Below are 23,731 nucleotides of genomic sequence, written 5' to 3' on the forward strand. Positions count from 1 at the left end.
ATCTTCCGCGGTGCAACCCACTACTCGCTGATCGGGCGGATCTCCACCACGCCGCCCTTGGCCTCGGGGTTGGGCGCCTGCTTCATCAGCGCGACGACCTCCTCGAGCGACTCGCCCTTCAGCACCCAGAACCCCGCGATCAGCTCCTTGGTCTCCGCGAAGGGCCCGTCGATGACCTTCGGCTCGGTGTCACCCCGGAACACGACGCGGACGCCTTCCGCGCTCGAGGTCAGGCCCTCGGCGAGCTCGATCCGGCCTTCCTGGAACAGCCGGTCGTTGAACCGCGCCATCTCGGCCAGCTCTTCGGCGCCGGGCTGGAACCCGGGCGCCTCGGACTCGGCGCTGGCCTTGACCATCACCATGAAGCGCATTACGCGTCCTTGGCGCTCTCCGCGCGCAGCCGTCCCTCCAGTGCCTCGACCTCGGGCGTCATGTTCTCGAAGTCGGACGCCTCGGCGACGCGCCGGATCTCGACCTCGCCGGCCTGGCCGTCGGGGTTGGGCATCCGCTTGATCCACTCGATGCACTCTTCGCGGTCGCGGCACTGCAGGATCCAGAAGCCGCCGACGAGCTCCTTGGTCTCGGCGAACGGGCCGTCGACGACCTTGGGCTCCTCGGTGCCGGAGAAGACGACCCGCGCGCCCTCCGAGCTCGGCGTGAGCCCTTCGCCGGCGAGCAGGACGCCGGCCTTGACCAGCTCTTCGTTGAACTTCGCCATCTCCTCGAGCAGCTCGGCGCTGGGGCCCTGAGCCGCCTCGGAGTCTTCGTTGGTCTTGACGATCACCATGAACCGCATCGCGGTCTCCTCTCGGTCGGTCCTGCCTACGCGTCGAACGGCCCCGCCCCGGATCGACAGCTCCCGCGAAAAACTTTTCGCGCGGGAAAACTAGCAGCTCAGGGCCGACGCGGGTGGACAATCCGGACAAGGGGAGAATCGTCAGCCGTGGCGGCACTCCCCGACGATCTCTCCTCCGCGCTCGACGACGAGCTGGCCCGGCACCCCGTGGCCCGGCTGACCCAGTCCGTCGACCGGCTCAGCACGCGCTACCGCCAGGGTGACGCCGCGACTTCGCCGATTCTCGGCTCCGAAGCCGACGTCGCCGCCTACGCGGGCTACCGCATGCCTGCGACCTACGCCGCTGTACACGCTGTGCTCGCCGAAGCCGCGTCACGCGCTCCCGGCTTCGAGCCGCGTACCCAGATCGACGTCGGCGGCGGCACCGGTGCCGCCGTGTGGGCCGCCGCGGGCGTGTGGCCTTCGCTGGCGAAGTGCACCGTGCTGGAGCAGGTCGCCGGGGCCATCGGGCTCGGCAAGCGGCTCGCCGCGGGCGCCCGGCTCCCGGCGGTCCGGGACGCCGAATGGCGGCGCGGGTTCGCCGACCCCGCCGCGCCTGCTCCCGAGGCCGACCTCGTCACGTTGTCCTACGTGCTCGGGGAACTGCCGGAGGCCGCCCGGGCCGACGTCGTGCGCTGGCTGGCGGCCAAGGCCACCACGGTCGCGCTCGTCGAACCCGGCACGCCGGCCGGCTACGAGCGGATCCGCGCCGCGCGGGCCGAGCTGACCGAACTCGGCCTGCACGTCGTCGCGCCGTGTCCGCACGACGCCGCCTGCCCGATCGTGCCCGGCCAGGACTGGTGCCACTTCGCCGCGCGGCTCCCGCGCTCGGGACTGCACCGGAGGCTCAAGGCGGGCACGCTCGGGTTCGAGGACGAGAAGTTCGCGTACGTCGTCGCGTCGCGGACCACGCCGGAGCGGCCGGACGCGCGGATCATCCGGCACCCGAAGAAGCACAAGGGCTGGGTCGCACTCGACCTGTGCACGGCTTCCGAAGGGCTGAACCCCGCGGTCGCCGTCTCGAAGAAGCAGGGCCCGCGGTACCGCGCGGCGCGGGACGCCGAATGGGGCGACGGCTGGCCGGCGAACTGACCCCGCCGTGGCGGGGACCCGGCTACGGCATGTGAACCGTGCGGAGGAACTCCAGCAGCCGCCACGGGCGGCGTCCGCCGACGCGGACCTTGCCGGTGAGCACCGCGCGCGCCTCGGAGATCCGGCCGAACATCATCGGCACCAGCACCGCCGGGTCGAAGGTCATCCGGACGTCCGCCGTGCCGTCGGGTTCCGCCACCCGCAGGCCGCCGTTGTGCAGCACCATGACCACCGGCGCGGTGTACGCCGACCGGAACTCCACCGTGATCCGGCGGGGCGACGGCTTGGCGTAGTCGAGCAGCCGTCCGACGTCGTTGCGGACCATGCCGACGAAGAACAGCTCCAGGAACATCCCCTCGTGCGCCGGGTCGATCCGCCACGGCCTGCCGCTCGCGCGGGAGATGTCGTGGCCGTGGATGGTCAGCTCGTTGAGCAGGTGCGCGAGCAGGCCTGCCACCGGGACACGGCTGCCACCCAGCCACCAGATCGGCTTCTCCGGGTCGTAGTCGCGGCTGACCTGCAGCACCTCCGCGATGTCCGCGCGCAGCTGTTCGGCCAGCCGGTGCAGGTCGCGCTCGGGGTAGGCCGTCATGGCGACGTCGTTCATCGCCGAGACCTTCTCGATGTCCGCGGAAGCCATCGGCTCTTCCAGCTCCGGCAGCGGCAACGGACTGCCGTCGCCCTTGACCATGGCCGTGTAGACGCGCGCGATCCAGCCGACGTGCGCCGCCGTCTCGACGACCGACCAGCGGCCGACGGCCTTGGCGTGCGGGTCCGGCGCGTTCTCGACCGCGTCCGCGAACCGGCCGCCGACCTCGGAGAAGGCCGCACGTACCGCGTGCCACTGCGAAAGTTCGATCGTCACGGGGTTTACGGTAAGGCGCGCCCCGGCATTCCGAGTCTCCGATGGTGCGGGCCTCGAAGGTATCTTCGCCGCGCGGCCGGGTGCTGCGGCAGGCTAGGGCATCCGGACCGTCCGCAGGAACGCCGGGAGCAGCCACGGCCGCGGGCCGCCGATCCGGACGCCGCCGGTCAGGACCGCGTGCAGGCGGGAAATGCGGCCGAACATCATCGGCACCAGCACCGCCGGGTCGAACCGCAGGCGGACGTCCGCGGTGCCGTCCGGCTCCTCGCAGCGCAGCTTCCCGTGCTGGAGCGCCAGCACCGCCGGTCTCGTGTACGCCGACCGGAACTCCACCGCGATGCGGCGGGGCGACGGCGTCGCGTCGTCGAGGAGGTGACCCATGTCGTTGCGGACCATGCCGAACAGGAACAGCTCCAGGAACAACGCCTCCAGCCGGCCGGGTATGCGCCACGGCCGCCCGAGGGCGCGGGCGATGTCGAAGCCGTGGATCAGCATCTCGTTGACCAGGTGCGCGAGGACACCCGCGACCGGCACCTGCGAGCCACCCAGCCACCACACCGGCTTCTCCGGGTCGAGGTCCGCGCTGACCAGCAGCACCTCGGCGATGTCCGCACGCAGCCGCGCGGCCAGCCGGATCGGGTCGCGTTCCGGGTAGAGCTCCAGCGCGAGCGCGTTCATCCGGGAAATCGTGTCGACGCTCGCCGCGTCGATCGGCTCTTCGAGGCCCGGCAGCGGGAGCGGACCGCCGTCGCCGCGGATCATCGCCGTGTACATCAACGCGATCATCCCCACGTGCGACGCCGCTTCGGCGATCGACCACTCGCCGATCGCCCGCGCGTGCGGGTCTCCGACCCCGGTCAGCAAGTCCGCGAACCGGCCGCCGACCTCGGGCAAGGCCGCGCGCACCGCGTGCCACTGTTCGACCGTCACAGGTTCCGACGCTAACCCGCGGGCACGCCGGTCCGGGTCTTCGAAGGTGCGGTTATCTTCTGGGCATGGCTCGGATCCTGCCCCGGTCGACCCGGTGGCGGGTCGCCCTCTTCGCCGCCCTCGCGTCGGCGCTCGTCCTCGGCCTCGGGTCGTACTGGTTCGTGAACGTGCTGCAAAGCGGCCTCGAGAACAACGCCCGCAGCCGGACGAGTGACAAGGTCGACACGCTGCTCGCGCTGCTGAACTCGGGGGTCGCCCCCGCCGACGTACCGCAGCGGTACGCCAAGGGCGGCGGATACCTGATCGGTCCGCAGGCAGCCGACTGCTCGGTGGGCAGCACGAAGGAGTTCTCCGACAACGAGCCGGTCCGGGTCTACGCTCCGGACTGCGTCATCGTCCAGCCGTTCGGCCTCGACGACCAGCTCTACAGCACCGCGCGGACGAAGGACCGCCGCTACGCGGTCGTGTCCGCGGAAAAGCTCGACCCCATCGGCCTCGAGACCGTGGCCACCGCCCGGCAGATCCTCTGGGGCGGGGTACCGGCCGCCTCGTTGTTCATCGGCGCCGTCGCCTGGTTCGCCGTGCGGCGGTCGCTGCGCGCGGTCGGCACCATCCGCGCGGAGGTCGACGGGATCCGCGCGCGGGACCTCGGCCGCCGCGTGCCGGTGCCCGACTCCGGCGACGAGATCACCGAGCTCGCCGTGACGATGAACGAGATGCTGGCGCGGCTCGACCGGTCGGTGCAGCGCCAGAGCCAGTTCACCGCGGACGCCTCGCACGAGCTGCGCACGCCGCTGGCGTCGATGCGCACCCAGCTCGAGGTCCAGCTCGCCCACCCCGACCGGCTCGACTGGCGCCGCAGCCTCGAAAACGCCGTGCTGGACGTGTCGCGGATGGAAACGCTCACCGGGGACCTGCTGCTGCTCAGCAAGCTCGACGCCGGCCAGGCGGCCGGGACCACGCGGATCGCGCTGGCGGACCTGATCACCGGGCACGTCGCCGGGCGGCTCCCGCGTGACGGCGTCGAAGTGCGCACGGAACTCCACGCCGAGCCGGTGGTCGACGGCCACGCGGGACGGCTGGAGCGGGTGCTGCGCAACCTCGTCGACAACGCCGAGCGGCACGCCGCGACCCGCGTGACGATCACGCTCACCGAAGGCGACGGCCAGGCCGTGCTGACCGTCCGGGACGACGGCCCCGGCATCCCGGCCGAACACCGCGAGCGCGTCTTCGACCGGTTCGTCCGGCTCGACGACGACCGCGCGCGGGAAGACGACGGCGGCTCCGGGCTGGGACTGGCGATCGCCGCGGAGATCGCGCGGACGCACCGCGGCACCCTGCGCGTCGCCGAGAGCACGTCCGGTGCCTGCCTCCAGCTGCGCCTGCCGCTTGCCTGAAGACTTCTTCAGGCTGCTTAAGCTTCAGTTCAGCGTGGCCGCAAGAGCATCTCGCCATGCTGATCGACTTCGCACCGGCTCCGGCGCGCACGCGCGAACGCCGCGCGGTCCCTTACATCGTCGCCGCGGTCGCCTTCGCGGGGTACTCCGCCTGGTCGCTGCAGCGGCTGCGGACGTTCGACGCGAGCGGGTTCGACCTGGGGATCTTCGAACAGGTGGTGCGGTCCTACGCGAACGGGCACTGGCCGGTTTCGGACCTGCTCGGCGCGGGCTACCCGACGCTCGGCGACCACTTCCACCCGATCCTGGCGCTGCTGGCGCCGTGCTACCTGCTGTGGCCGTCGCCGGGAGTCCTGCTGGTCGCCCAGGCCCTGCTGTTCGCGCTGTCCGCGGTGCCCGTGACGCGGTGCGCGATCCAGCTCCTCGGCACCCGTCGGGGTGCGCTCGCCGGTGCCGGGTACGTGCTGTCCTGGGGGCTGCTGTCGGCGGTGAACTTCGACTTCCACGAGGTCTGCTTCGCCGTCCCGATGCTGGCGTTCACCGCCGAGCACCTGCTGCACGGCCGGTGGCGGCCCGCGGTCTGGTGCGCGCTGCCGCTGGTGCTGGTCAAGGAGGACCTGCCGCTGACGCTCGCCGCGGTCGGCGTGGTGCTGGTGCTCAACCGGCAGCGGCGGCTCGGCTGGACGGTGATCGTCTTCGGCGTCGTCACGTCCGCGCTGCTGTTCCTGGTCGTCCTGCCCGCGCTGAACCCGGGCGGCGCCTACGCGCACGGCAACGGCTTCAACCCCTTCGGCGGGGCGATCGTCAAGGTTTCGATGCTGCTGGCCCTGCTGGCGCCGACGGCGTTCGCGGCCCTGCGGTCGCCGCTGCTCCTCCTGGCGGTGCCGACGCTGCTGTGGCGGCTGGTTTCGGCGAACGACCGCTACTGGGGCATGGGCTACCACTACAGCGCGGTGCTGATGCCGATCGTGTTCGTCGCCGGCGTGCACGGTGCCCGCCGGTTCGGCGGGTTCAAGCGGTACCTGCCGGTGTGCGCGGTGGTCGCCGGGCTGGCTTCGCTCGGCCTGCAGGCAGCCCACCTGACCAGCGGCGTCTGGACGCCGGCGCAGCGGACCGGGATCGAGGCGGTCCTGGCGCGGATCCCGGACGGGGCGACCGTGCTGGCGTCCAACCCGCTGGCCCCGCACCTGACGTCCCGCTGCACGGTGCTCTTCTTCGACGGCGTGACGGACCAGCGACCGGAGTGGGTGGTCGTCGCCCAGCCGGAGCAGTCCTGGCCGACGACCCTCGCGACGAAGGCGGCAGCGCTGGCCGACCTGGCGGGCACGGGGTACCAGCGCGTCGACGGCACGGACTCCGTCGTGCTGCTCCACCGTGAGTAGGAAACTCGCAGCGGTAACCGGCCAGTCGGGGGGCGTGCCGGCCGGTTACCGCCGCACCGAAGAAGAGGGAACCCCGCCTCAGGAATGACGCGCGGCCCCCCGCTTCACTCGATCGAGTGACGCGGGGGGTCAGACTCAAGCGCCCCAATGTGGCCTTGGGTGCGCTCAACGCACCCAATGTGGCCTTCGGTGCGTCCAACGCACCCAATGTGGCCTTCGGTGCGTCCAACGCACCCAATGTGGCCTTCGGTGCGCCCAACGCACCCAAGGCCACATTGGGGCGGTCGGGGCCCGGGTCAGCTGCGGCCGAAGCAGACGAACGGCATCAGCGGTTCCGCCTGTGCCGCGTCCGCGAGGGCCCGTGCCGGGCGCGTGCCCGCCGCCAGTGCCTTGTGGAAGGCCAGCATCACGCCGCCCGCCGTGCGGTCGTCGACCCTGGCCACGCTCGAAACCACCGTGCGGCTGCCGCCGTAGAGCAGCGCCGCCGTGAAGCCGAGGACTTCGTCGCCCGCGCGGACCACCGCCTGGCCGACGTCGCACGAGGACAGCACCACCTGCTCCGGTGCCGTCGCCAGCTGCTGGACGTCGTAGGCCATCAACGGCCCGTCGGTCAGGTTGAGCCGGGAGAACAGCACGTTCTCCTGCTCGTGGTGGCCGTGCGCGGCGAAGTGGGCCAAGCGGCAGCCGTCGAACGCCTTGAGCGTCGCCGCGACCGTCGCGTCCGGGCCGGTCAGGACCTCGGCGTCCGGGTACAGCGGCGCCAGGCGGGCGACCTCCGCTTCGGCGTGGGTCAGGTCGGAGCCCGCGACGAGCAGCGGCGCCCCGGTCGCCCGGCCGGACCGGCGGCCCGCGTCCAACCAGGCCGACGACGACGGCGTGACCGTCACCGGGCGGCCGTGCAACGTCGGCAGCAGCCCCCACGGGATCGCCGACAGCGCACCCGTCGGCACGACCACGACGTCGAGGTCGCCGAGCCGGGACGCCAGCGGCGCCAGCAGGATCGCGTCCAGCGCGGTGACCTGCGTCCGCACCGAACGGCGGATCACCCGGTCCAGCTGTGGCGGCAGCTGGCGCCCGCACAACGCGTCGAGGTCGCTGTGCAGCCGCGCGACCGGCTCCGCCACCGCGGTCACCGGGCCGAGCTCGACCAGCGCCACCCGGTGGTGCGCGATCACCTGTGCGCACAACGCGCCGCGGTCGGCGAGGAAGCAGACCATCGCGCTGCCGGTTTCCGCGAGCTCGTCGCCGATCTCGCCCAGCTTCGCCTCGGCGTGGTCGGCGTCCACGCCCTCGGCCTGCCAGCCCTTGGCGCGGATCTCCCGTTCCAGCGCGGCACACCGCTTCACGGCCTGGGTGTCCGGCTTGCCGTCCAGCTCGCCCGCGCGGATCTGCATCGACAGGAACCGCAGCTCGGCCACGGCGTCGACGGTCTCCGGGTGCGACGGCGGGCGCACCGGCCGGAACCGGAACGCCTGGGCCCGCGAGCGTTCGAGCCAGCGGAACACCACGCCCGGCGAGCGCTGGGCGAGCGCGGCGGCGAGCCCCGCGGCGGCGAGTTCCTTGCCCAGCGACGTCGTCCCGGTCTGCAGGTCGACGCTGCCGAACCGGCTGCGGTGCCGCTGCAGCTGCGTCAGCCCGGCCCGCGCGTTCGCGAACGTGACGCGCCGGTCGCCGCTCGCGGCGCCGAGTTCGGCGAGCGCGAGCCGCCGCACCAGGCGGTTCTCCAACGGCGCGGCCCGGCGGTCACGCGGGGCGATCCCGGCGCGGGCGCCGTCGAGGTCGCCGAGCGCGATCCGGACCCGGGCCGCCAGCAGGGCGGCGATCTCCGCGTCGTTGCGCAGGCCCAGCGCGGTGAGCCGGTCGGCCAGCGCGGTCGCCGCCGCGCCGATGCGGGCGATCCGCCGCCCGGCCGCGAAGTCCGCGCGCAGCACGGTCAGCTGCGCCACCGCCGCCCAGGTTTCGTTGCCGCGGCGGCGAAACCGGCGTTCGGCCCGCCCGGCCCAGCTGCGTGCGGTGGCCGGATCGCCGCTCGCCAGCGCGGCCAATGCCCTGGTCAGCTCCGCTTCGGCGTGTTCCTGGTTCATCCGCAGCCGCGGGAACTGCTCCAGCGCCGCGTCCAGTTCGGCGGCGGCTTCGTGGGGCAGCCCGGCGGCCAGCAGCGCCCGCGCCTTGTCGACGGCCAGCACCGGCAGCATCCCGACGCTCCGCTCGGCGTAGAAGCCGCTGGCCGCGTCGAAGTCGCGCAGGGCGCCCGGGATGTCGCCGGTGAGCACCCGCGCCTGGCCGCGGCCGTGCGCGGCCTTGGCGAAGATCCTGGCCAGGCCGTCCTCTTCGGGGTGGCCCGCCCCGATCTGCTCGCACTGGTCGAGGTCGGCGAGCGCGAGCCGGACGCGCCCGGCGTACTGGTGCAGCATCGCGCGGTTGAGCAGCGTCCTGGCGAGCACGACGAACTCGCCGGCCTGCCGCAGCAACGGGATCGCCTCGTCGAAACACGCCAGTGCTTCGTCCATCCGGCCGATGAGGATGAGCACGAGACCCCGTTGCTGGCGCAGGATCCCGCGCCCGGCGTCCGACACGAGGGTGTCGGCCTCGTCGAGCAGGGCGAGCCCGCGGGCGCTGTTGCCGAGCGCCGTTTCGACGGCCGCGTAGGTGCCGAGCACGCGCGTCGCGAGGTCAGGCCAGGCGGGCCACCCGGGCGGCGGTTTCGTCGCGGGCAGGCCGAGGAGCCGTGCGGCGGAGCGGATCAGCCGCCCACCGACCACCGGCTGGCCGTTGTTCGTCGCCGCGACCGCTCGCCGGTGCAGGTCGCGGACCCGGTCTTCGACCCTCGGCGACGCGACCACGGGCTGCCCTTTCGGCCGGGGAAGGACGCCCCGGATCGTACCTCCGAGTCAGAGGTATCAGGCAGTTCTCGCGTGCGGGGTCATTACGGTGGCCACCGCCGTGTCGACCCTCCAATCACGCGTGTCGACATCCCGGACACGATCGAAGCGCTGACCGAGGCCGCCCCGGAGCCCGCGTCAGAGTTCGATCGCCGGGGTGCTCACCGTCCTCGACCGGCCGGCCGTGCGCACCAGCACCTGGACCATCCCGTGCGGTACGCCGCTGACCGCGAACCGGCCCTCGGCGTCCGAAGTCGTCGTCAGCGGGCCCGTCGCCGTGCGGACCTCGATCGGGTGCTCGGCCGGTGGGGTGAGCCAGCCGTCCAGGCGGATCGTGCCGCCCGGTTCCGGGCTCACGTTCACCATGATCGTCAGGCTTTCGCTGTCGAACGTGATGAGCCTGCCCTGTTCGGCGGCGCTGCGCGCGCCCGCGAGCTGCTCCTGGTCGCGGATGCGCATCACCTCCAGGTCGACGTCCTCCAGCCGGATCGCGAACCGGATCTGGTCCACCAGCGTGGCGGGCACCGGGTCGGCGTCTTCCCACAGCTCGCGCACGCCGGCCAGCAGCCGGAAGTCGAGCTCGTCCAAGGGCTCGTTCGCGCCTGGTGGTTCGACGGTGGTCACAGCCAATCTCCTTCGCCGTTGGCGAGTAGCTGCTCGCGCAGGCGCGCGAGACAACGTCCCCTGGTCGGGCCGATACTCCCCCTCGGCATCCCCAGCCGGGCGCCGACTTCGGCGTAGTCCGGCCGGTGCACGAACGCCACGATCCGCAGCAGGCTGCGGCAGCGTTCGGGCAGGTTGTCCACTGCGCGCCACAACCGCACGCGCTGGTCTTCGCGCAGCACCCCCTCCTCGGGTGCCGGCGAGGCCTCGGCCAGCCGCTCCGGGAGCTCCGGCAGCGGCCGTTCGACCTGGCGCTTTTCCCCCGTGCGCCAGGCCTCCCGCTTGGTGACGGTGATCAGCCAGCCGGTCAGCGCGACCGGCGAACGGATCTCCGCGAACGAGCCGAGCAGCCGCAGCCACGTCGTCTGCACGACGTCGGCCGCGTGCTCGGCGTCGAGTCCCTGGTCGCGCGCCACCTGCCAGAGCAACGGCGTGAGCAGGAGAACCAGCTCGTCCAGCGCCGCGCGGTCGCCCTCCCGCGCGGCGTCGAACAGGGTCGCCACGCGTGCGTGGTCGGTTCTGGCCACGTTCACAACGAACCCAGCGCGGTCCAGGCGCGCTTGACGACGGTCTCGCGGTCGACGGTGGCGAGGTCCCCGGACTGGAGCAGGGCCTTGCCGAGCTCGGCGGCGGCGAGCGGCGCGGCGAACGACGTCCCGTCCCAGACCGCGAAGCCGGCGCTGTAGTCGTCGGGGTCGAAGGAGCTGCGGCCGAAGCCGGGCACCTCGTGGTCGGCGGCCGCGGTGCCGCGGACGTCGGTCGGGTACGTGCTGACGATGCCGGCGCCGGTCGCCCAGCAGTGCACCCACGGGCCTTCGTTGGAGAACAGCGCCTTGCTCGTGGTGACGTCGGGGTTGAGCGCCCCGACGCTGATCACCTGCGGCCCGCTGCCGCCGCCGAGCGGCTGGTCGGCGAAGGCCGCGGGGTAGAACCGGCGCGTGGTGGCGTCGTTGCCCGCCGCGGCGACGACCAGCACGCCGAGGCCCAGCAGCTCCGCGATGACGGCGCCGAACTGGCCGGTGTAGGCGATGTCCGCCGGGTTCTCCTCGTAGTAGCCCAGTGACAGCGAGACGACGTCGACCATGTCCTCCGGCCGGTTGTCCGCCTGCGCGGCCCGGACGCGGTCGGCGAGCAGGTGCAGCGCGAGCAGGACGTCGGCTTCGTAGGCGACGCCGTCGCTGTGCACCACGCGGATGGCGAGGGTGTCGGCTTCGGGGCAGGCCTGCCGGACGATGCCGGCGATGAACAGGCCGTGCCCGGTGTCGGTGTCGACGTCGCCGATCAGCGGCTGACCGGTCGTCGGTGCGTCCCAGTAGTCCGAGAGCAGCTGGGTGGGCAGCGTGGTGCCGGAGTCGAGCTGGGCCTGCCGGATCGCCGCCTGGATGTCCGGTGCGACGCGGAGCCCGGAGCCGGCGGGCGGCGGCCCGCTCCGGTCGGCCAGCCCGAACCACGGGTGCGGGCCGATGCCGGTGTCCAGCACGGCGATCACCGGCCGCCGGTGCTCCGGCTTCTCGCTGCGGTACGGCGGGGCCGCGGCCAGCGTCACCGGGATCCGGTTGGCGCCGCGGGTGCGCCCGTAGGAGCTGCCCGCGCCGAATCCGCTGGTCTCCCAGGGCGTGCCGCCGAGGCCGCTGGTCTCCCACGGCACCCCGCCGAACACCGGCGTGCTGAACAGCAGGTGCTCCGGCGAGATCGCGGCCGCGACTTCGGGGTTGAGCTCCGGCCGTTCACCCGACGACGCGGACCGCAGCACCTGGAGTGCTTTCCAGCAGTCGACGACGACCGGGCCGGCGTCTTCGCGGACCCGCAGCAGGGCGCGGACGGGTAGTTCGCCGAGCTGCCGGACGCGGGCGGCTTCCGCGGTGCCGCCGTCGCCGCCCGCCGGAGTCGCGTACAGGCCGATGCGGGCGAGGACGTTGTTGATCCCGGTCAGCGTCTGCTGGTCGCGCAGGTACCGCTGCGGGATGAGGAACACGCCCGGCCGGTACACGGTGGTGCGCGGGGCCGGCTGCCCGGCCGCGAGCACGGCCGTCGCCGGGTCGAGCACGCGTGCGCCGTGCCGGTCCAGCAACTGCCGGGGCGGGGCCGGGAGCTCGTTGAGCGTGCTCGCGTCCTCCACGGCCGCTTCCGCGGTCTCGTCCCGTACGAACCTGACCACCATCGGGTCCACCCTCCTGCTGCCTCTGCCCCCGCCACTGATCACCAACGGCACCCGGAAAAGACCCGTGGGCCGCCCTTGGGATACGACACCGACGTCACGAAGACATAACGGCGACGGCAAACGGGTGATGACGTATCTGGCGCCCGTGCCTCACCCACTTGGCCCTCCGGACGTCACGAATTCATGCGGGGAGATGACCATGGTTGTGCTCCGGTCGAGCACGCAGGACGCCGCGTTCACTCCGGAACCGGCGACCGGCGGCGGCAGCTTCACGGTGCCGCTCGACCTGCCGCCCGGTCCGGGCGGCAGCGCACCCGCCCTCGCGCTGCGCTACACGACCGGTGCGCCGGACGGGCCGTTCGGCGGCGGGTTCACGCTCCCGCTGCCGCACGTCGGGCCGTCCGACGACCGCACGCCGTCCGGTCCGGCGGGCCGGCTCGACCGGCGCGGCGGCGGCTTCCTGCTGACCACCCGATCGGGCCTCCGGCACTTCCTCGGCCCCGGCGACGGCGCCACCTGGTACCTCGACCGGACCGAGGACCCGTTCGGCACCACCGCGACGTTCACCTGGACGCACCACAGCGGCCAGGCCTACCTCACGCGCGTCTCCTACGGCCCGTACGAAGTGGAGTTCGGTTACGAGCCGCGGCCGGACGTGCTGCGCCGGGGCCGCGGCGGCACCCTCGTCACGACGGCCCTGCGGTGCGCGCGGATCGACCTGCGGGTGCCCGCCTCGGCGCGGCCGCTCGTGCGGCGCTGGGCCCTCGGCTACGACGCCGACGACGTCACCGGCGCGTCCCTGCTGACGTCGGTGGCGCTCACCGGCTTCGACACCCAGGGCACCGAAACCGCCGCTCCCCTGCTGCGCCTGGCCTACGCCTCCCTGGACGCCCCGGCCCCGCGGCGGGTCCGGCTGGCCGCGCAGGCGGGGTCTGGCGGCGGGGTGTCCGTGCTCGACGCCGTGCCGTACCACGCCTTCGAAGACCTGCCCCGCACCGGACGGCTCTGCGAGATCGACAACGGGATGGGGCTGCGGACCGCGATCGAGTACGCGACCGCCGAATCGGTGCCGGTGGTCCGCCGGGTCTCGCGGCGCGAATCGGTCACCGGCCACGTGGGCGTGACCGAGTTCGAATACCACGACGGCTTCGGCCGCGTCGTCCAGGACGACCTCGGCGACGAATACGCGCCCACCCTGCGGACCGTGCGCTGGTTCGGCGGCGAAGGGCTCCTGGACAAGGAGGAGATCTACGGCCTCGACGGTTCCCCGGCCGCGGACCGCCCGTACCGGCGCGTCGAACACCGCCGCCGTCCACAGTGGACAAGCTCGGTGACGACGGTGTTCGAACGCCGGGAGACGCCGGTTTCGGTCACCACGAAGGAGACGGCGTTCGACGCGGCGGGGAACCCGGCCCGGCAGGTGGAGACGACCGAACGGCCCGGCCGCGACCCGGTCGTGCGCGAGACGCGGACCAGGTACGCGACCGACCCCGAACACCGGTTCGCCGCGCTCCCGGCCCGGGTCCGTGAGGTGGACGGCACGGGGAAAGTGCTGTCCGACACGATCTTCCGGTACGACGAAGAGCCCGACGGCTTCGCGGGTTCGCACGGCCTCCTCACCGCGCGGGAGGAGCTGGTGCTCACCGACGCGCTCGTCGCGGACGTCTACGGCTCGCGCCCGCCGGACCTGCGGCACCACGGCTACCACCGCCGTCCCGGCGAGGAAGGCTGGTGGGTCACGACGTTCCACGGGCGGCTCGACACCGTCTCCGGGCTGCGCACCACGACGACCGATCCGCTCGGCCACACCGGGGAGGTCCGGTATTCCGCCGACCGCTGCTTTCCCGAGGTGGCCACGGACCCGCTCGGCAACGTGACGGTCACCCGCCACGACGTCCGCACGGCGCGGGTGTCCGAGGTGATCGATCCGGCGGGCGCGGTGACCACGCTGACCCACGACCCGCTGGGCCGTCCCGAAACGGTCGTGCGGCCGGGCGACTCGGCGGCCCTGCCGACCGTCCGGTACCGCTACGACCACGGCGGGCCGGTGCGGGTGACCACCGAGCAGCGCGCGGTGTCGGGCGAGGCGGAGGTGCTCGTGACCGCCGAGCTGCGGGACGGCGCCGGGCGGCTGCTGGAGCGACGGCACGCGGAACTGCTCGGCGACGTCGTCGACGAGCACCACGAGTACTGCGCGCGGGGCCTGGTGTGCCGGACGAGCGGGGCGTTCCGGGACGGCGATCCCCTGCCACCGCCGTCGGAGTTCCGGTACGACGCACTGGGCCGCCCGCTGTCCGGGGAAGTCCGTGCGGGCCACCTCGGCGACGGCGGGGTGGCCGATCTGCTCGGGCGCGAACTGCGCGGCGAGGACGGCGCCGTGCACGTCCGGGACGCGGCCGGGAACGTCGTCGAGTCGCGGACCGCGGGCGGGCACACGGTGTTCCAGGTCCGCGACGCGGCCGGCCGGGTGGTCGCGGTGCTGGTCGACGAGGCGCGCGGTACGCCGGTCACCACGTTCACCCACCACGACGCCGGGCTCGGCGTGCCGCACGGCGCGGGCCCGTACAGCTGCGGGCGGCTGGTGCGCGTCGCCGACGAATGCGGCGTGACCCAGTTCGGCTACGACGCGCTCGGCCGGACGGCCGAGAAGCGGTGGCGCCCGGCGCACGTCGCCGTCGAGTACCGGCTGGACGTGACCCGCCGGGCCGACGGGCGGGTGTCGGCGGTGGCCTACCCCGACGCCGGCGACGGGCGGCTGACCGTGCAGCACCAGTACGACGAGGTCGGCAGGCTGGTCAGCGTGCCCGGTTTCGTCGACGCCGTCGGCTACGACCTGAGCGGCCGCCGCACCGCGGTGCACTACGCGAACGGCGTCAGCGAGCACTTCGCCGACGGGCAGCGCGTGCTCACCGGCCCGGACGGGCTGGTGCGCGACATCGGTCCCGCACCGGTTCCGGAGACGCTGTCCGGCAGCGAGATCCGGGACGCGTTCGGCCGGCTGCGCGGGGTGCACGGCGACGGCGGCGTCAACGCGCTGTACAGCTACGACCACACCGGCCGCCGCGTCCGCACGCTGATCACCAACGGCACGCACATCCACGAAGTCCTGAGCCCGGACGACCGGTACTTCGTCGAAGACGGCGAACTGGTGGCCGTGGTCGCGGGTGCGGTGCGGCGGTACGCGGACGGCCGCACCCGGTACCTGCACTTCGACGACGCCGGCGAAATCGCCCTGGTGACGGACGAAACCGGCGCCGTCGTCGACGTCAGCCGAGCACGGCCAGGTCCAGCCGGCTGAGGCGGTCCGGGTCGGCGAGGATGTCGATCTCGACGATCCGGCCGCCCGCGACCGTGAAGCCCAGCACCGAGAACGGCCGTCCGTCGCGCGTCGCCACCACGCCCGCCGCGCCGTTGACCAGCGCCCGGTGGACCACGCCGCCGCCGGCGCCGAGGCGCGAGAACGTCAGTGCCTGGTTCGCCACCGCCGCCGCGCCGCGGACCTCGGTCGAGCCGCCCTGGGCCGCGCCGCGGTCGGCACGCAGCACGACGTCGGAGTCGAGGACCGCGACCAGCGCGTCGAAGTCGCCGCCGCGGGCGGCGGCCAGGAAGGCATCGACGACGTCGCGCTGCCGCGCGAGGTCCGGGTCCGGCGCGACCGGCGCACCCTGGACCCGCCGCCGGGCGCGGCTCGCCAGCTGCCGGGTCGCCGCTTCGGACCGGCCGACGATCGAGGCGATCTCGTCGAACGGCAGCGCGAACATGTCCCGCAGCACGAACGCCAGCCGCTCGGCCGGGGTGAGCGTGTCGAGCACGACCAGCAGCGCGAGGCCGACCGAGTCCGCCATCAGCACCTCGTGCTCGGGCCCGTCGTCCTCCCGGCTGACGATCGGGTCGGGCACCAGCGCTTCCCACGGCTCCTCGCGCCGGGCCTTGCGGGACCGCAGCATGTCGAGGCAGACCCGGCCGACGACCGTCGTCAGCCAGCCGCCGAGGTTCTCGACGGCCTCCGTGTCGCTGCGGCTCAGCTTCAGCCACGCTTCCTGGACGGCGTCCTCGGCTTCGGTCAGCGAACCCAGCATCCGGTAGGCGACGGACCGCAGGTGGCCGCGGTGCGTTTCGAAGGTGCGGGCCAGGAGCTCATCATTCACGGGTTCGTCCCCTTCACGGTCGTTCACCACCTTGACGAACACGGGCGCCCGTTTGTGACAGATCAGACGATGGGGTGCCGGCGGAGGTGAAGGTCAGCGGCGCCGGGAACACCCCATGCACCACTTCGGCCCCGGTGACGCCGACCGCGGGCGCCAATACGACCCGGCTCGGCAACGACCGCGCCGGGGCTCCGGATCCGGAGCGGGTTTCACCGGGTCAGCTCCCGCCGCACCCGGGCCGCGTCGATGTCGACGGCACGGCCCGGGTCCCCGCCCGCCGCACTCCACGCGACGGACACCCACAGCTCGGCGTAGTCGCCGCGGTCGACGCGGGGCAGCCGCCAGGTGAGCCGGCCCCCGGTCCGCTCGACGGCGTCCCCGCCGACCAGCCGCGACCAGTACGGCGGCACGTGCTGCCCGGCCAGCGAGCACCGCCGCAGCAGATCGGCACCGGGGCCGCCGACGCTCACCACGGCGTCGGCGGTCTCGGCGGTGAAGGCGCTTTCCCAGACGCGGTCCTCGTGCGGCGCGCCGGCCAGCTCGGCCTGGACGACGAACTCGCCGACGTCCTCGCGAGCCAGCACCCGCAGGATCGTGGTCTCCCGGGTGACCCCGGGCAGCCCGGACGCGGTGGTCCCGCACAGCACGTCCAGCCGCACGGACCGGTGCCGCCACCGGCACAGCCGGGCCCCGGACGCGAGGCCCCAGGTCAGCTCGGGTCTCCCGGGCACGTCCCAGCCATCGGCGCGGACGGCGAACCGCACCTCGCCGAGCGGGGTGACGACGTCGAGCGCCCGCGGAGCCGTCCGCGACAGGACTTCGGTGTCCAGCATGCAGACATCCTTACCCCGCGCCGGGACCAGCGAAAACGCGCCGCGTGAACCTCACCCGTCCGTGGCTCCGAGGGCTTTCGACGCCGACATTGGTCCAGACAAGTGTTACCGAAACGTGATCAGAGCTCTGCTCAACGGGAGCTACTTTGTTGTGACTCGCAACAAATGCCTCGTGGATCCCCAACGGCGGAGGTGTCACGGCGTGAACCGGACCTTGGACAAGCTTCGACGACGCGGCCCGGGCCTCGCGCTCGTCGCTTCGGCAGTGCTGGTGGCGGCCGGGCTGAGCGCTCCGGCCGCGCTGGCCGCGGACGACTACACCCAGAGCGCCACCCAGCCCAGCGCCGGCCAGGTGCAGCTCAGCTTCACCCCGACGACCCCGGCGCGATACGTGGACGTCCACTACACCGGCGTCCCGGGCCTCGGCCAGCAGAACGTCCGGATGACCGACGGGTCCGGCACCTGGCGGACCACCGTCGGCGGCCTGAGCAGCGGGAACGTCCTCGACTACTGGTTCACCTACGAGAAGAGCGGCCCGCAGTACGACACCCCGCACTTCGGCTACACCGTCGGCGGCGGCACGTCGGCGGTCGCCGCGCCGACGTTCAGCCCACCCGGTGGCAGCTATCCGGCCGCACAGACGGTGACCATCGGCAGCGCCACCGCGGGCGCGACCATCCGGTACACAGTGGACGGATCAGCACCCACCGCGTCGTCGCCGATCTACAGTGGACCGATCAGCGTCCCGACGTCCCGCACGGTCAACGCCATCGCGACCAAAGCGGGCTCGGCGGACTCGGCGGTGTCGAGCGCGAGCTACACGATCGGCACCCAGGCCGGCTGCCCGACGCAGTCCGACACCCCGAACTTCGGGCCCAACGTGCGGATCTTCGACCCCGGCATGTCCGCGGCGACCATCCAGGCGCAGCTGGACACCGACTTCGACAACCAGAAGGACACGCTCACCGCGCAGTTCGCCGAGCGCCGGGTCGCGCACCTGTTCAAGCCGGGCAGCTACAACGTGCACGACAACGTCGGCTTCTACACCTCCGTCGCCGGCCTCGGCCAGAACCCCGGCGATGTCGTGATCAACGGCGACATCACCGTGGACGCCTTCAACGCCTCCGACAACGGCGTCGCGCTGCAGAACTTCTGGCGCTCGGCGGAGAACATGGCCGTCAACCCCTCCAGCGGCAACAACCGCTGGGCGGTGGCGCAGGCGGCGCCGTTCCGCCGGATGGACATCCGCGGCGGGCTGCAGCTGTACCCGGCGAGCTACGGCTTCGCCAGCGGCGGCTACATCGCCGACTCGAAGGTCTCCGGCCAGGCCGCGTCGGTGTCGCAGCAGCAGTGGTACACCCGCGACTCCGCGCTGGGCAGCTGGAACGGCGGCGTGTGGAACATGGTCTTCTCCGGCACCAGCGGCGCGCCGGCGACGACGTTCCCGAACCCGCCGGAAACCACGCTGGCGACCACCCCGGTCTCCCGTGACGTCCCCTACCTCTACGTCGACGGCACCGGCAAGTACCGCGTGTTCCTGCCGTCCCTGCGCACGAACGCGTCCGGCCCGAGCTGGGCGAACGGCAGCACCCCCGGCACTTCGGCGCCGATGAGCCAGTTCTACGTCGTCAAGTCCGGCGACACGGCCGCGTCGATCAACAACGCGCTCGCGGCGGGCTGCAACCTGTTCTTCACGCCGGGCATCTACCACCTGAACCAGACGCTCAACGTGACCCGCGCGAACACGACGATCCTCGGCATCGGCTACCCGACGCTGGTGCCCGACAACGGCGTCAACGCGATGCAGGTGTCCGATGTGGACGGCGTCCGGATCAAGGGCCTGCTCTTCGACGCCGGCACGACGAACTCGCAGGCACTGCTCACGGTCGGCCAATCGGGCTCGTCGGCTTCGCACGCTTCGAACCCGACGACGCTCCAGGACGTCTTCTTCCGGATCGGCGGCCAGATCGCGGGCAAGGCGACGAACAGCCTGATCGTCAACAGCGCGAACACGATCATCGACCACATCTGGGCGTGGCGCGCCGACCACGGCAACGCGGGCACGTACGGCTGGAACACCAACACGGCCGACACCGGGCTCGTGGTGAACGGCGCGAACGTGCTCGCCACCGGCCTGTTCGTCGAGCACTACCAGAAGTACCAGGTGATCTGGAACGGCCAGGGCGGCCGGACGATCTTCTTCCAGAACGAGATGCCCTACGACGTGCCGAACCAGGCGTCGTGGAACGCGCCATCGGGTGTCGCCGGGTATGCCGCGTACAAGGTCGGGGCGAACGTGACGTCCCATGAGGCCTGGGGTCTCGGGAGTTACTGCTTCTTCGACACGAACCCGGCGGTGTCCAGCTACCACGCGTTCGAGGTGCCGGACAACAGCGGCGTCCGGTTCCACAGCCTGCTGACGGTTTCGCTCAACTACCGCGGCACGATCACGCACGTCATCAACGACACCGGCGGCGTCACGCCTTCGGGCACGGTGCCGGTCAACGTGGTCAGCTACCCGTAGCCACCAAGCGCCCCAAGGCGGCCTTGGGTGCGTTCAACGCACCGAAGGCCGCCTTGGGTGCGTTGAACGCACCGAAGGCCACATTGGGGCGCTTGGGCCGGCGCGAGGTGGGTTCAGGCGATGTGCCAGACCGCGGTGGCGCCGTCGAGCACGTTGGCGTCGAGGCCGAAGTAGCCTCGTTCGGGTTTGGTGTCGGTGCGCTTGCGGCCGGTGGGAACGGGGGCCGGCTTCCAGGTCTTCGTGCCCTGCTGCAGCCGGCCCTCGTAGGTGTCCGGGTCCGGCTCGCCGAGGCCGATGGCTTCGCTGTGGCCGAGGCTGCCGGCGACGAAGGCGTACCGGTCGCCGAGCAGCGCCCCGACGATCGCGCCGGCGCCGGATCCCGAGCGTTGCAGGTGGCTGTTGTGCGAGAAGACCAGCGTCGGGCCGCGGTGGGCCTCGATGGCGCGGATGTCCAGCAGGTTCTCGGCCATGAGCACCGCACGCATGCCCGCGAGGCGCGAAATCCTCGTGTCCCGGTCGCCGGGCCGGGCCGACGCCGCGTGGTAGCGGAGCAGGCCGCGTCCGGCGGTGGCGTGCACCTTGGCCCGCCACCAGGCGGCGTCCAGCCGCGGCGTTCGGGCGTGGAGGGCGACGAGCAGGTCGTCGGCGAGCACCCGCAGCTCGCGGGCCTCGGCGGTGGCGCCGGGCGACTGAGCCGGGTCGAGGATCGCCTCGGACCGGCTCCACCGCTCGTCGTCGCCGGCCAGTGCCGCGATGTCGACGTCGAGCCCGAGGTAGTCGCGGGCGTGTTCGAGGTAGGTGCGCGGGCTGGGCGCGCTGAACGTCTCGGTCGGGGGGTCGAACCCGTGGAAGGCCAGCGGTTCCTCGGCGTCCTCGTTGTATTCGCGCAGCCACGCGAGCAACTGCCGGTTGGCGTCCACCTCGCCCAAGCCGTGTGAGAAGCCGCCGTCGAGCGCGGCGACGCGGTCGGTCTCCAGCGCGATCGACCGGAAGCCGTGCTCGGCCAGCTGGGCGAAGAGGTCGTTGCGCAGGTGCGCGCACGCGGGCTCGAAATGGGTCGGCTCGCCCAGCGCGAGCAGTTCGGCGGTGAAGTCGGTCAGGTTCATGTGGTTGAATCGTATCCTTGAAGACCCGGTTGAGACCTGCGGACCTCGCCCGCGAGCACGGCATCTCCACGCAGGCCGTCCGCAACTACGAGCGCGACGGCTTCCTCCCGCCTGCCACGCGCACCCCGAGCGGTTACCGCGTCTACACGGAGGCGCACGCATCAGCACTGCGGGCGTTCCTCGCGCTGGTCCCGGCCTACGGGCACGCAACGGCAGGCGGGATCATGCACGCCGTCAACGAAGGCGATCTCGACCGCGCGCTGACGCTGGTCGGCCGCGGGCACGAGCAGCTGCTCCGTGACCGAGAAACTCTCAACACGGTCCGCAAGGCGATCGGGTCCCTGACGAGCGGTCCGGCACCCGGGACGGCCGCGGCCGGCTGGTCGATCGGCGAACTCGCGCATCGTCTCGGCGTCACCGCGGCGACCGTCCGCGCGTGGGAGCGAGCCGGCATCCTGGTGCCTCCGCGGAACCGGGCGACCGGCTACCGGGTCTTCCGCGCGGCCGACATCCGCGACGCCGAGCTGGCCCACCTGCTGCGTCGCGGCGGCTACTCCCTGGAGCACATCGCGACGGTGGTCGAGCAGGTCCGCACCGCGGGCGGCACGGAGTCACTGGCCGAAGCGCTCGAAACCTGGCAGCGGCGGCTCACCGGCCGCGGGCTGGCCATGCTCGACGCGGCCGCCCGGCTCAGCGCGTACCTGGCGTCAGGGCCGTGAGCCCGGGTGCAGCCGGTCGTACTCGTGCGCGGCCGCGCGCTGGGTGCGCACCGGCAGCACCTTCTCCTCGTCCTCGTCGTCGACCTCGTTGAGCCCGAGCTGCACGGCCAGCCGGATCTGCTCGCGGTTCTCCCGGACCACGGCGGAGAAGAAGTCGTCGATCCGCGGGTCGAGGAGGACTTCGAGCAGCACGCGGAACGAGGTGTCGACGCAGGCACGCACGATCTCGTCGTGGAACGGCAGCCGCTTGAGCTTCCCCAGCTGCGGGTCCGCGGCGATCTTCTCGGCGATGATCGAGCGCAGCTCGTCCTTGTGCGCCCCGAGCGACTTGGCCAGGTTTTCCGGGTAGTTGCCCGTTTCCAGCACCTTGACGACCTCGTCGAGCACCGCGACGGTGATCGGCTTCTTGATCGCCTTCACGATCGGTTCGGAGAGCTTGTCCACGAGCCGGTAGGTGAACTGCTCGCCGACGGCCCGGTCCGCGGCCCGCCCGATCCGCACCAGCAGCAGCACGACGCTGACGAACTTGTGCGCGGCCATGGCGGGGTGCGCGACCGGGATCATGGCGAACAGCTCGTACCAGTTGCGCACGAGGAACTTCCGCGACCACCGCCGTTTCCGCCACCGCCACAGGAACTCGATGAGGAAGATCGAGCAGATGCCGCAGTCGACGTAGAAGATGACGAGCCCGGCGTCCCGAGCGGGCGGGCTGAGCAGCATGAACCCCAGCAACCCGGCCGATCCGACGGCGAGCACGAACATGACCCAGTCGTCGGCGCGCACGTTCCCGGGCAGCACCCCGCTGTTGAGCTCGGGTTCACGGGTGACCATGCCCGATGATGGCACGGACACCGCTGATCAGCCGGTCCGGACCCGCGCCCGCGAACGCTTTCGGGGCCCCGGGCGGCGGCGTCTCCGGAAGGAGACCGTGTCACGTTTTGTCCGGCTTCCGTCGTGTTCCGCCCTCGCCCGATGCCGCGGCCGGCGGCTCAAGAAGCGGGCTGCCAGCCCACGCCGTAGGACCGCGCGGGCCGCAGGTCGCGGAAACCGGTGTGCACCTCGCCCGAGTTGTCGAGGCAAAGCGGCTCGCGCGCGGTCAGCGGGTCCTGGGCGTCCTTGGAGAACTCCCCGTCGATGCGCCAGACCCGCTGGGGTGGCTTCCGCCGGTCGAACCGGACATTGAGGTCGAAGCTCTCGCACGGGAATTCCGGCGTGCAGCAGTAGAACGGCGACGGCAGCTCGTCCACCCGGATGCGGAAGAAGAACTCGTGCTCGTCACCGGCGTCCAGCGGCCGCGGCGGCCGCAGGCTGAAGGCGACCCGGGACGAGCCGGCCATCCGCACGGAATGCACCTCACCACCCGCGACGACGTCGATGCCGAGGCCCGAGAGGTCCGGCGGGCCGGTGGTGCTGGCCGGCCGGGCGAGGGAGATCGCGTGCTCGACGTCGGCGAGCCCGGCGACGTGGCTGACCACCCGGCGGGTCTCGAAGACCTCGGCTTCGCCGACCCCCGTCAAGGTCAGCCGGACCGCCAGCGCCGACGTGTGCCACGGGCCGTCGTCGCTGATGGCCGGAACACCCGCGTCCGGCCACGGAGCGCCGTACGCGGCCTCGGCGATCAGGTAGATGACGTCGTCGGCGCGGCGCTGCATCGTGCGCACGTTCCGGTCGGCGTCCGTGCCCAGCAGTGCCAGGCGCTGGGTGTAGCGCTCGTTCGCGCCGGTGCCGAAACCCAGGACGATCCGCGCCGTCGGGCGGTGCGATTCGGGCAGCTTTTCGATCAACCGGCGAAGCGTTTCGACCACCTTGCCGCGAACCGTTCCCGGGGCGTCCTCTTCGTGCACACCGCACACTTCGCGCAACTGCTCCCCGACGTGCGCAGGCAGGGTCTTCGCTTGGATGCCGAGCCCCTTGCGAAGCAGTTTCAGCTCCGTTGAGAGAGCGTTGATCTTCGCTTCGGCCGCCTCCTGAGCCAAGCCGCCACCTCCGTCTTGGTCGCTGCGGCGAAGTCTACCCACCTGCTCGTCACCTCACGACGGCGTCACCCGTTTCCGCCTGTTTCCGGGGCAGGGAAACCACCCAGGTCCGCGCTTTCTCCTGACGGGCAACGGGAAACGTCTTTCGCCGGGCAATTCGCCGGGTCAAGCTGGGGTTGCCGAAATCCTTCGGCAACCTGAGAAGCCGCTGCGGGAAA

At 72.3% G+C, this 23,731-nt stretch carries 19 protein-coding genes; 6 read left to right on the forward strand and 13 right to left on the reverse strand.

The features are described from left to right. Positions 1-20: 20 nt before the first annotated feature. Both ACLJQE_RS01460 and ACLJQE_RS01465 read right to left on the reverse strand, forming a co-directional pair. Positions 21-371, reverse strand: a complete 351-nt coding sequence (locus tag ACLJQE_RS01460) for a YciI family protein (protein ID WP_410637090.1) — start codon at positions 369-371, stop codon at positions 21-23. Beyond that, positions 371-796 (reverse strand): YciI family protein, encoded by a 426-nt coding sequence (locus ACLJQE_RS01465; protein WP_410637091.1) that lies wholly within the window; start codon positions 794-796, stop codon positions 371-373. Before ACLJQE_RS01465 ends, ACLJQE_RS01460 begins: the two co-directional genes overlap by 1 nt. A gap of 147 nt (positions 797-943) precedes the next feature. On the opposite strand from ACLJQE_RS01465, the gene ACLJQE_RS01470 reads away from it, so the two are divergent. Further along, the gene (locus ACLJQE_RS01470) at positions 944-1,927 is read left to right on the forward strand and encodes a small ribosomal subunit Rsm22 family protein (RefSeq protein WP_410637092.1); all 984 of its coding nucleotides are present in this window, start codon (positions 944-946) and stop codon (positions 1,925-1,927) included. A 22-nt stretch (positions 1,928-1,949) separates the two neighbouring features. Here the strand turns inward: ACLJQE_RS01470 and ACLJQE_RS01475 are convergent, their stop codons facing one another. Then, complete coding sequence (locus tag ACLJQE_RS01475) at positions 1,950-2,792, reverse strand: maleylpyruvate isomerase N-terminal domain-containing protein (protein ID WP_410637093.1); 843 nt, start codon at positions 2,790-2,792, stop codon at positions 1,950-1,952. 93 nt (positions 2,793-2,885) lie between these two features. Beyond that, positions 2,886-3,722, reverse strand: coding sequence for a maleylpyruvate isomerase family mycothiol-dependent enzyme (locus ACLJQE_RS01480; protein ID WP_410637094.1), 837 nt, complete (start codon positions 3,720-3,722; stop codon positions 2,886-2,888). A 65-nt stretch (positions 3,723-3,787) separates the two neighbouring features. Here ACLJQE_RS01480 and ACLJQE_RS01485 point away from each other — a divergent pair, with 65 nt between their 5' ends. Further along, the gene (locus tag ACLJQE_RS01485) at positions 3,788-5,119 is read left to right on the forward strand and encodes a sensor histidine kinase (RefSeq protein WP_410637095.1); all 1,332 of its coding nucleotides are present in this window, start codon (positions 3,788-3,790) and stop codon (positions 5,117-5,119) included. 56 nt (positions 5,120-5,175) lie between these two features. Further along, positions 5,176-6,501 carry a DUF2079 domain-containing protein gene (locus tag ACLJQE_RS01490; RefSeq protein WP_410637096.1) on the forward strand — a complete coding sequence of 442 codons (1,326 nt, stop codon included), beginning with the start codon at positions 5,176-5,178 and terminating at the stop codon, positions 6,499-6,501. A 296-nt stretch (positions 6,502-6,797) separates the two neighbouring features. Here ACLJQE_RS01490 and ACLJQE_RS01495 read toward each other — a convergent pair whose 3' ends face one another. The 4 genes from ACLJQE_RS01495 to ACLJQE_RS01510 form a co-directional block, all read right to left on the reverse strand. Continuing rightward, a complete protein-coding gene (locus ACLJQE_RS01495; RefSeq protein WP_410637097.1) occupies positions 6,798-9,344 on the reverse strand; it encodes a CHAT domain-containing protein in 2,547 nt (848 codons plus the stop codon). Positions 9,345-9,521: 177 nt separating this feature from the next. After that, on the reverse strand, positions 9,522-10,007 hold the full coding sequence (locus tag ACLJQE_RS01500; protein WP_410637098.1) for a hypothetical protein: 486 nt from the start codon (positions 10,005-10,007) through the stop codon (positions 9,522-9,524). Then, positions 10,004-10,579 (reverse strand): RNA polymerase sigma factor, encoded by a 576-nt coding sequence (locus tag ACLJQE_RS01505; protein ID WP_410637099.1) that lies wholly within the window; start codon positions 10,577-10,579, stop codon positions 10,004-10,006. The genes ACLJQE_RS01500 and ACLJQE_RS01505 overlap by 4 nt, the downstream gene beginning before the upstream one ends. Further along, the gene (locus tag ACLJQE_RS01510) at positions 10,576-12,207 is read right to left on the reverse strand and encodes a S8 family peptidase (RefSeq protein ID WP_410637100.1); all 1,632 of its coding nucleotides are present in this window, start codon (positions 12,205-12,207) and stop codon (positions 10,576-10,578) included. The genes ACLJQE_RS01505 and ACLJQE_RS01510 overlap by 4 nt, the downstream gene beginning before the upstream one ends. 199 nt (positions 12,208-12,406) lie before the next feature. On the opposite strand from ACLJQE_RS01510, the gene ACLJQE_RS01515 reads away from it, so the two are divergent. Next, the gene (locus ACLJQE_RS01515; protein ID WP_410637101.1) at positions 12,407-15,505 is read left to right on the forward strand and encodes a SpvB/TcaC N-terminal domain-containing protein; all 3,099 of its coding nucleotides are present in this window, start codon (positions 12,407-12,409) and stop codon (positions 15,503-15,505) included. On the opposite strand, the gene sigJ is transcribed toward ACLJQE_RS01515, so the two are convergent. Both sigJ and ACLJQE_RS01525 read right to left on the reverse strand, forming a co-directional pair. After that, a complete protein-coding gene (gene sigJ / locus ACLJQE_RS01520; RefSeq protein ID WP_410637102.1) occupies positions 15,474-16,355 on the reverse strand; it encodes an RNA polymerase sigma factor SigJ in 882 nt (293 codons plus the stop codon). The two genes, ACLJQE_RS01515 and sigJ, sit on opposite strands and share 32 nt — an antisense overlap. A 209-nt stretch (positions 16,356-16,564) precedes the next feature. Further along, positions 16,565-17,188 (reverse strand): hypothetical protein, encoded by a 624-nt coding sequence (locus tag ACLJQE_RS01525; RefSeq protein WP_410637103.1) that lies wholly within the window; start codon positions 17,186-17,188, stop codon positions 16,565-16,567. Positions 17,189-17,390: 202 nt separating this feature from the next. On the opposite strand from ACLJQE_RS01525, the gene ACLJQE_RS01530 reads away from it, so the two are divergent. Beyond that, positions 17,391-19,712 carry a chitobiase/beta-hexosaminidase C-terminal domain-containing protein gene (locus tag ACLJQE_RS01530; RefSeq protein ID WP_410637104.1) on the forward strand — a complete coding sequence of 774 codons (2,322 nt, stop codon included), beginning with the start codon at positions 17,391-17,393 and terminating at the stop codon, positions 19,710-19,712. 113 nt (positions 19,713-19,825) lie between these two features. On the opposite strand, the gene ACLJQE_RS01535 is transcribed toward ACLJQE_RS01530, so the two are convergent. Continuing rightward, positions 19,826-20,818: an erythromycin esterase family protein gene (locus ACLJQE_RS01535; protein WP_410637105.1), complete on the reverse strand. Its 993-nt coding sequence runs from the start codon at positions 20,816-20,818 to the stop codon at positions 19,826-19,828. A gap of 29 nt (positions 20,819-20,847) precedes the next feature. On the opposite strand from ACLJQE_RS01535, the gene ACLJQE_RS01540 reads away from it, so the two are divergent. Beyond that, a complete protein-coding gene (locus ACLJQE_RS01540) occupies positions 20,848-21,537 on the forward strand; it encodes a TioE family transcriptional regulator (protein ID WP_410637106.1) in 690 nt (229 codons plus the stop codon). Here the strand turns inward: ACLJQE_RS01540 and ACLJQE_RS01545 are convergent. After that, positions 21,526-22,368, reverse strand: a complete 843-nt coding sequence (locus tag ACLJQE_RS01545) for an ion transporter (RefSeq protein WP_410637107.1) — start codon at positions 22,366-22,368, stop codon at positions 21,526-21,528. The two genes, ACLJQE_RS01540 and ACLJQE_RS01545, sit on opposite strands and share 12 nt — an antisense overlap. A 158-nt stretch (positions 22,369-22,526) precedes the next feature. Further along, positions 22,527-23,513 carry a hypothetical protein gene (locus ACLJQE_RS01550; protein ID WP_410637108.1) on the reverse strand — a complete coding sequence of 329 codons (987 nt, stop codon included), beginning with the start codon at positions 23,511-23,513 and terminating at the stop codon, positions 22,527-22,529. Positions 23,514-23,731 lie beyond the last annotated feature (218 nt).

The sequence above is a fragment of the Amycolatopsis sp. lyj-346 genome (assembly GCF_046548975.1).
Classification (GTDB): Bacteria; Actinomycetota; Actinomycetes; order Mycobacteriales; family Pseudonocardiaceae; genus Amycolatopsis.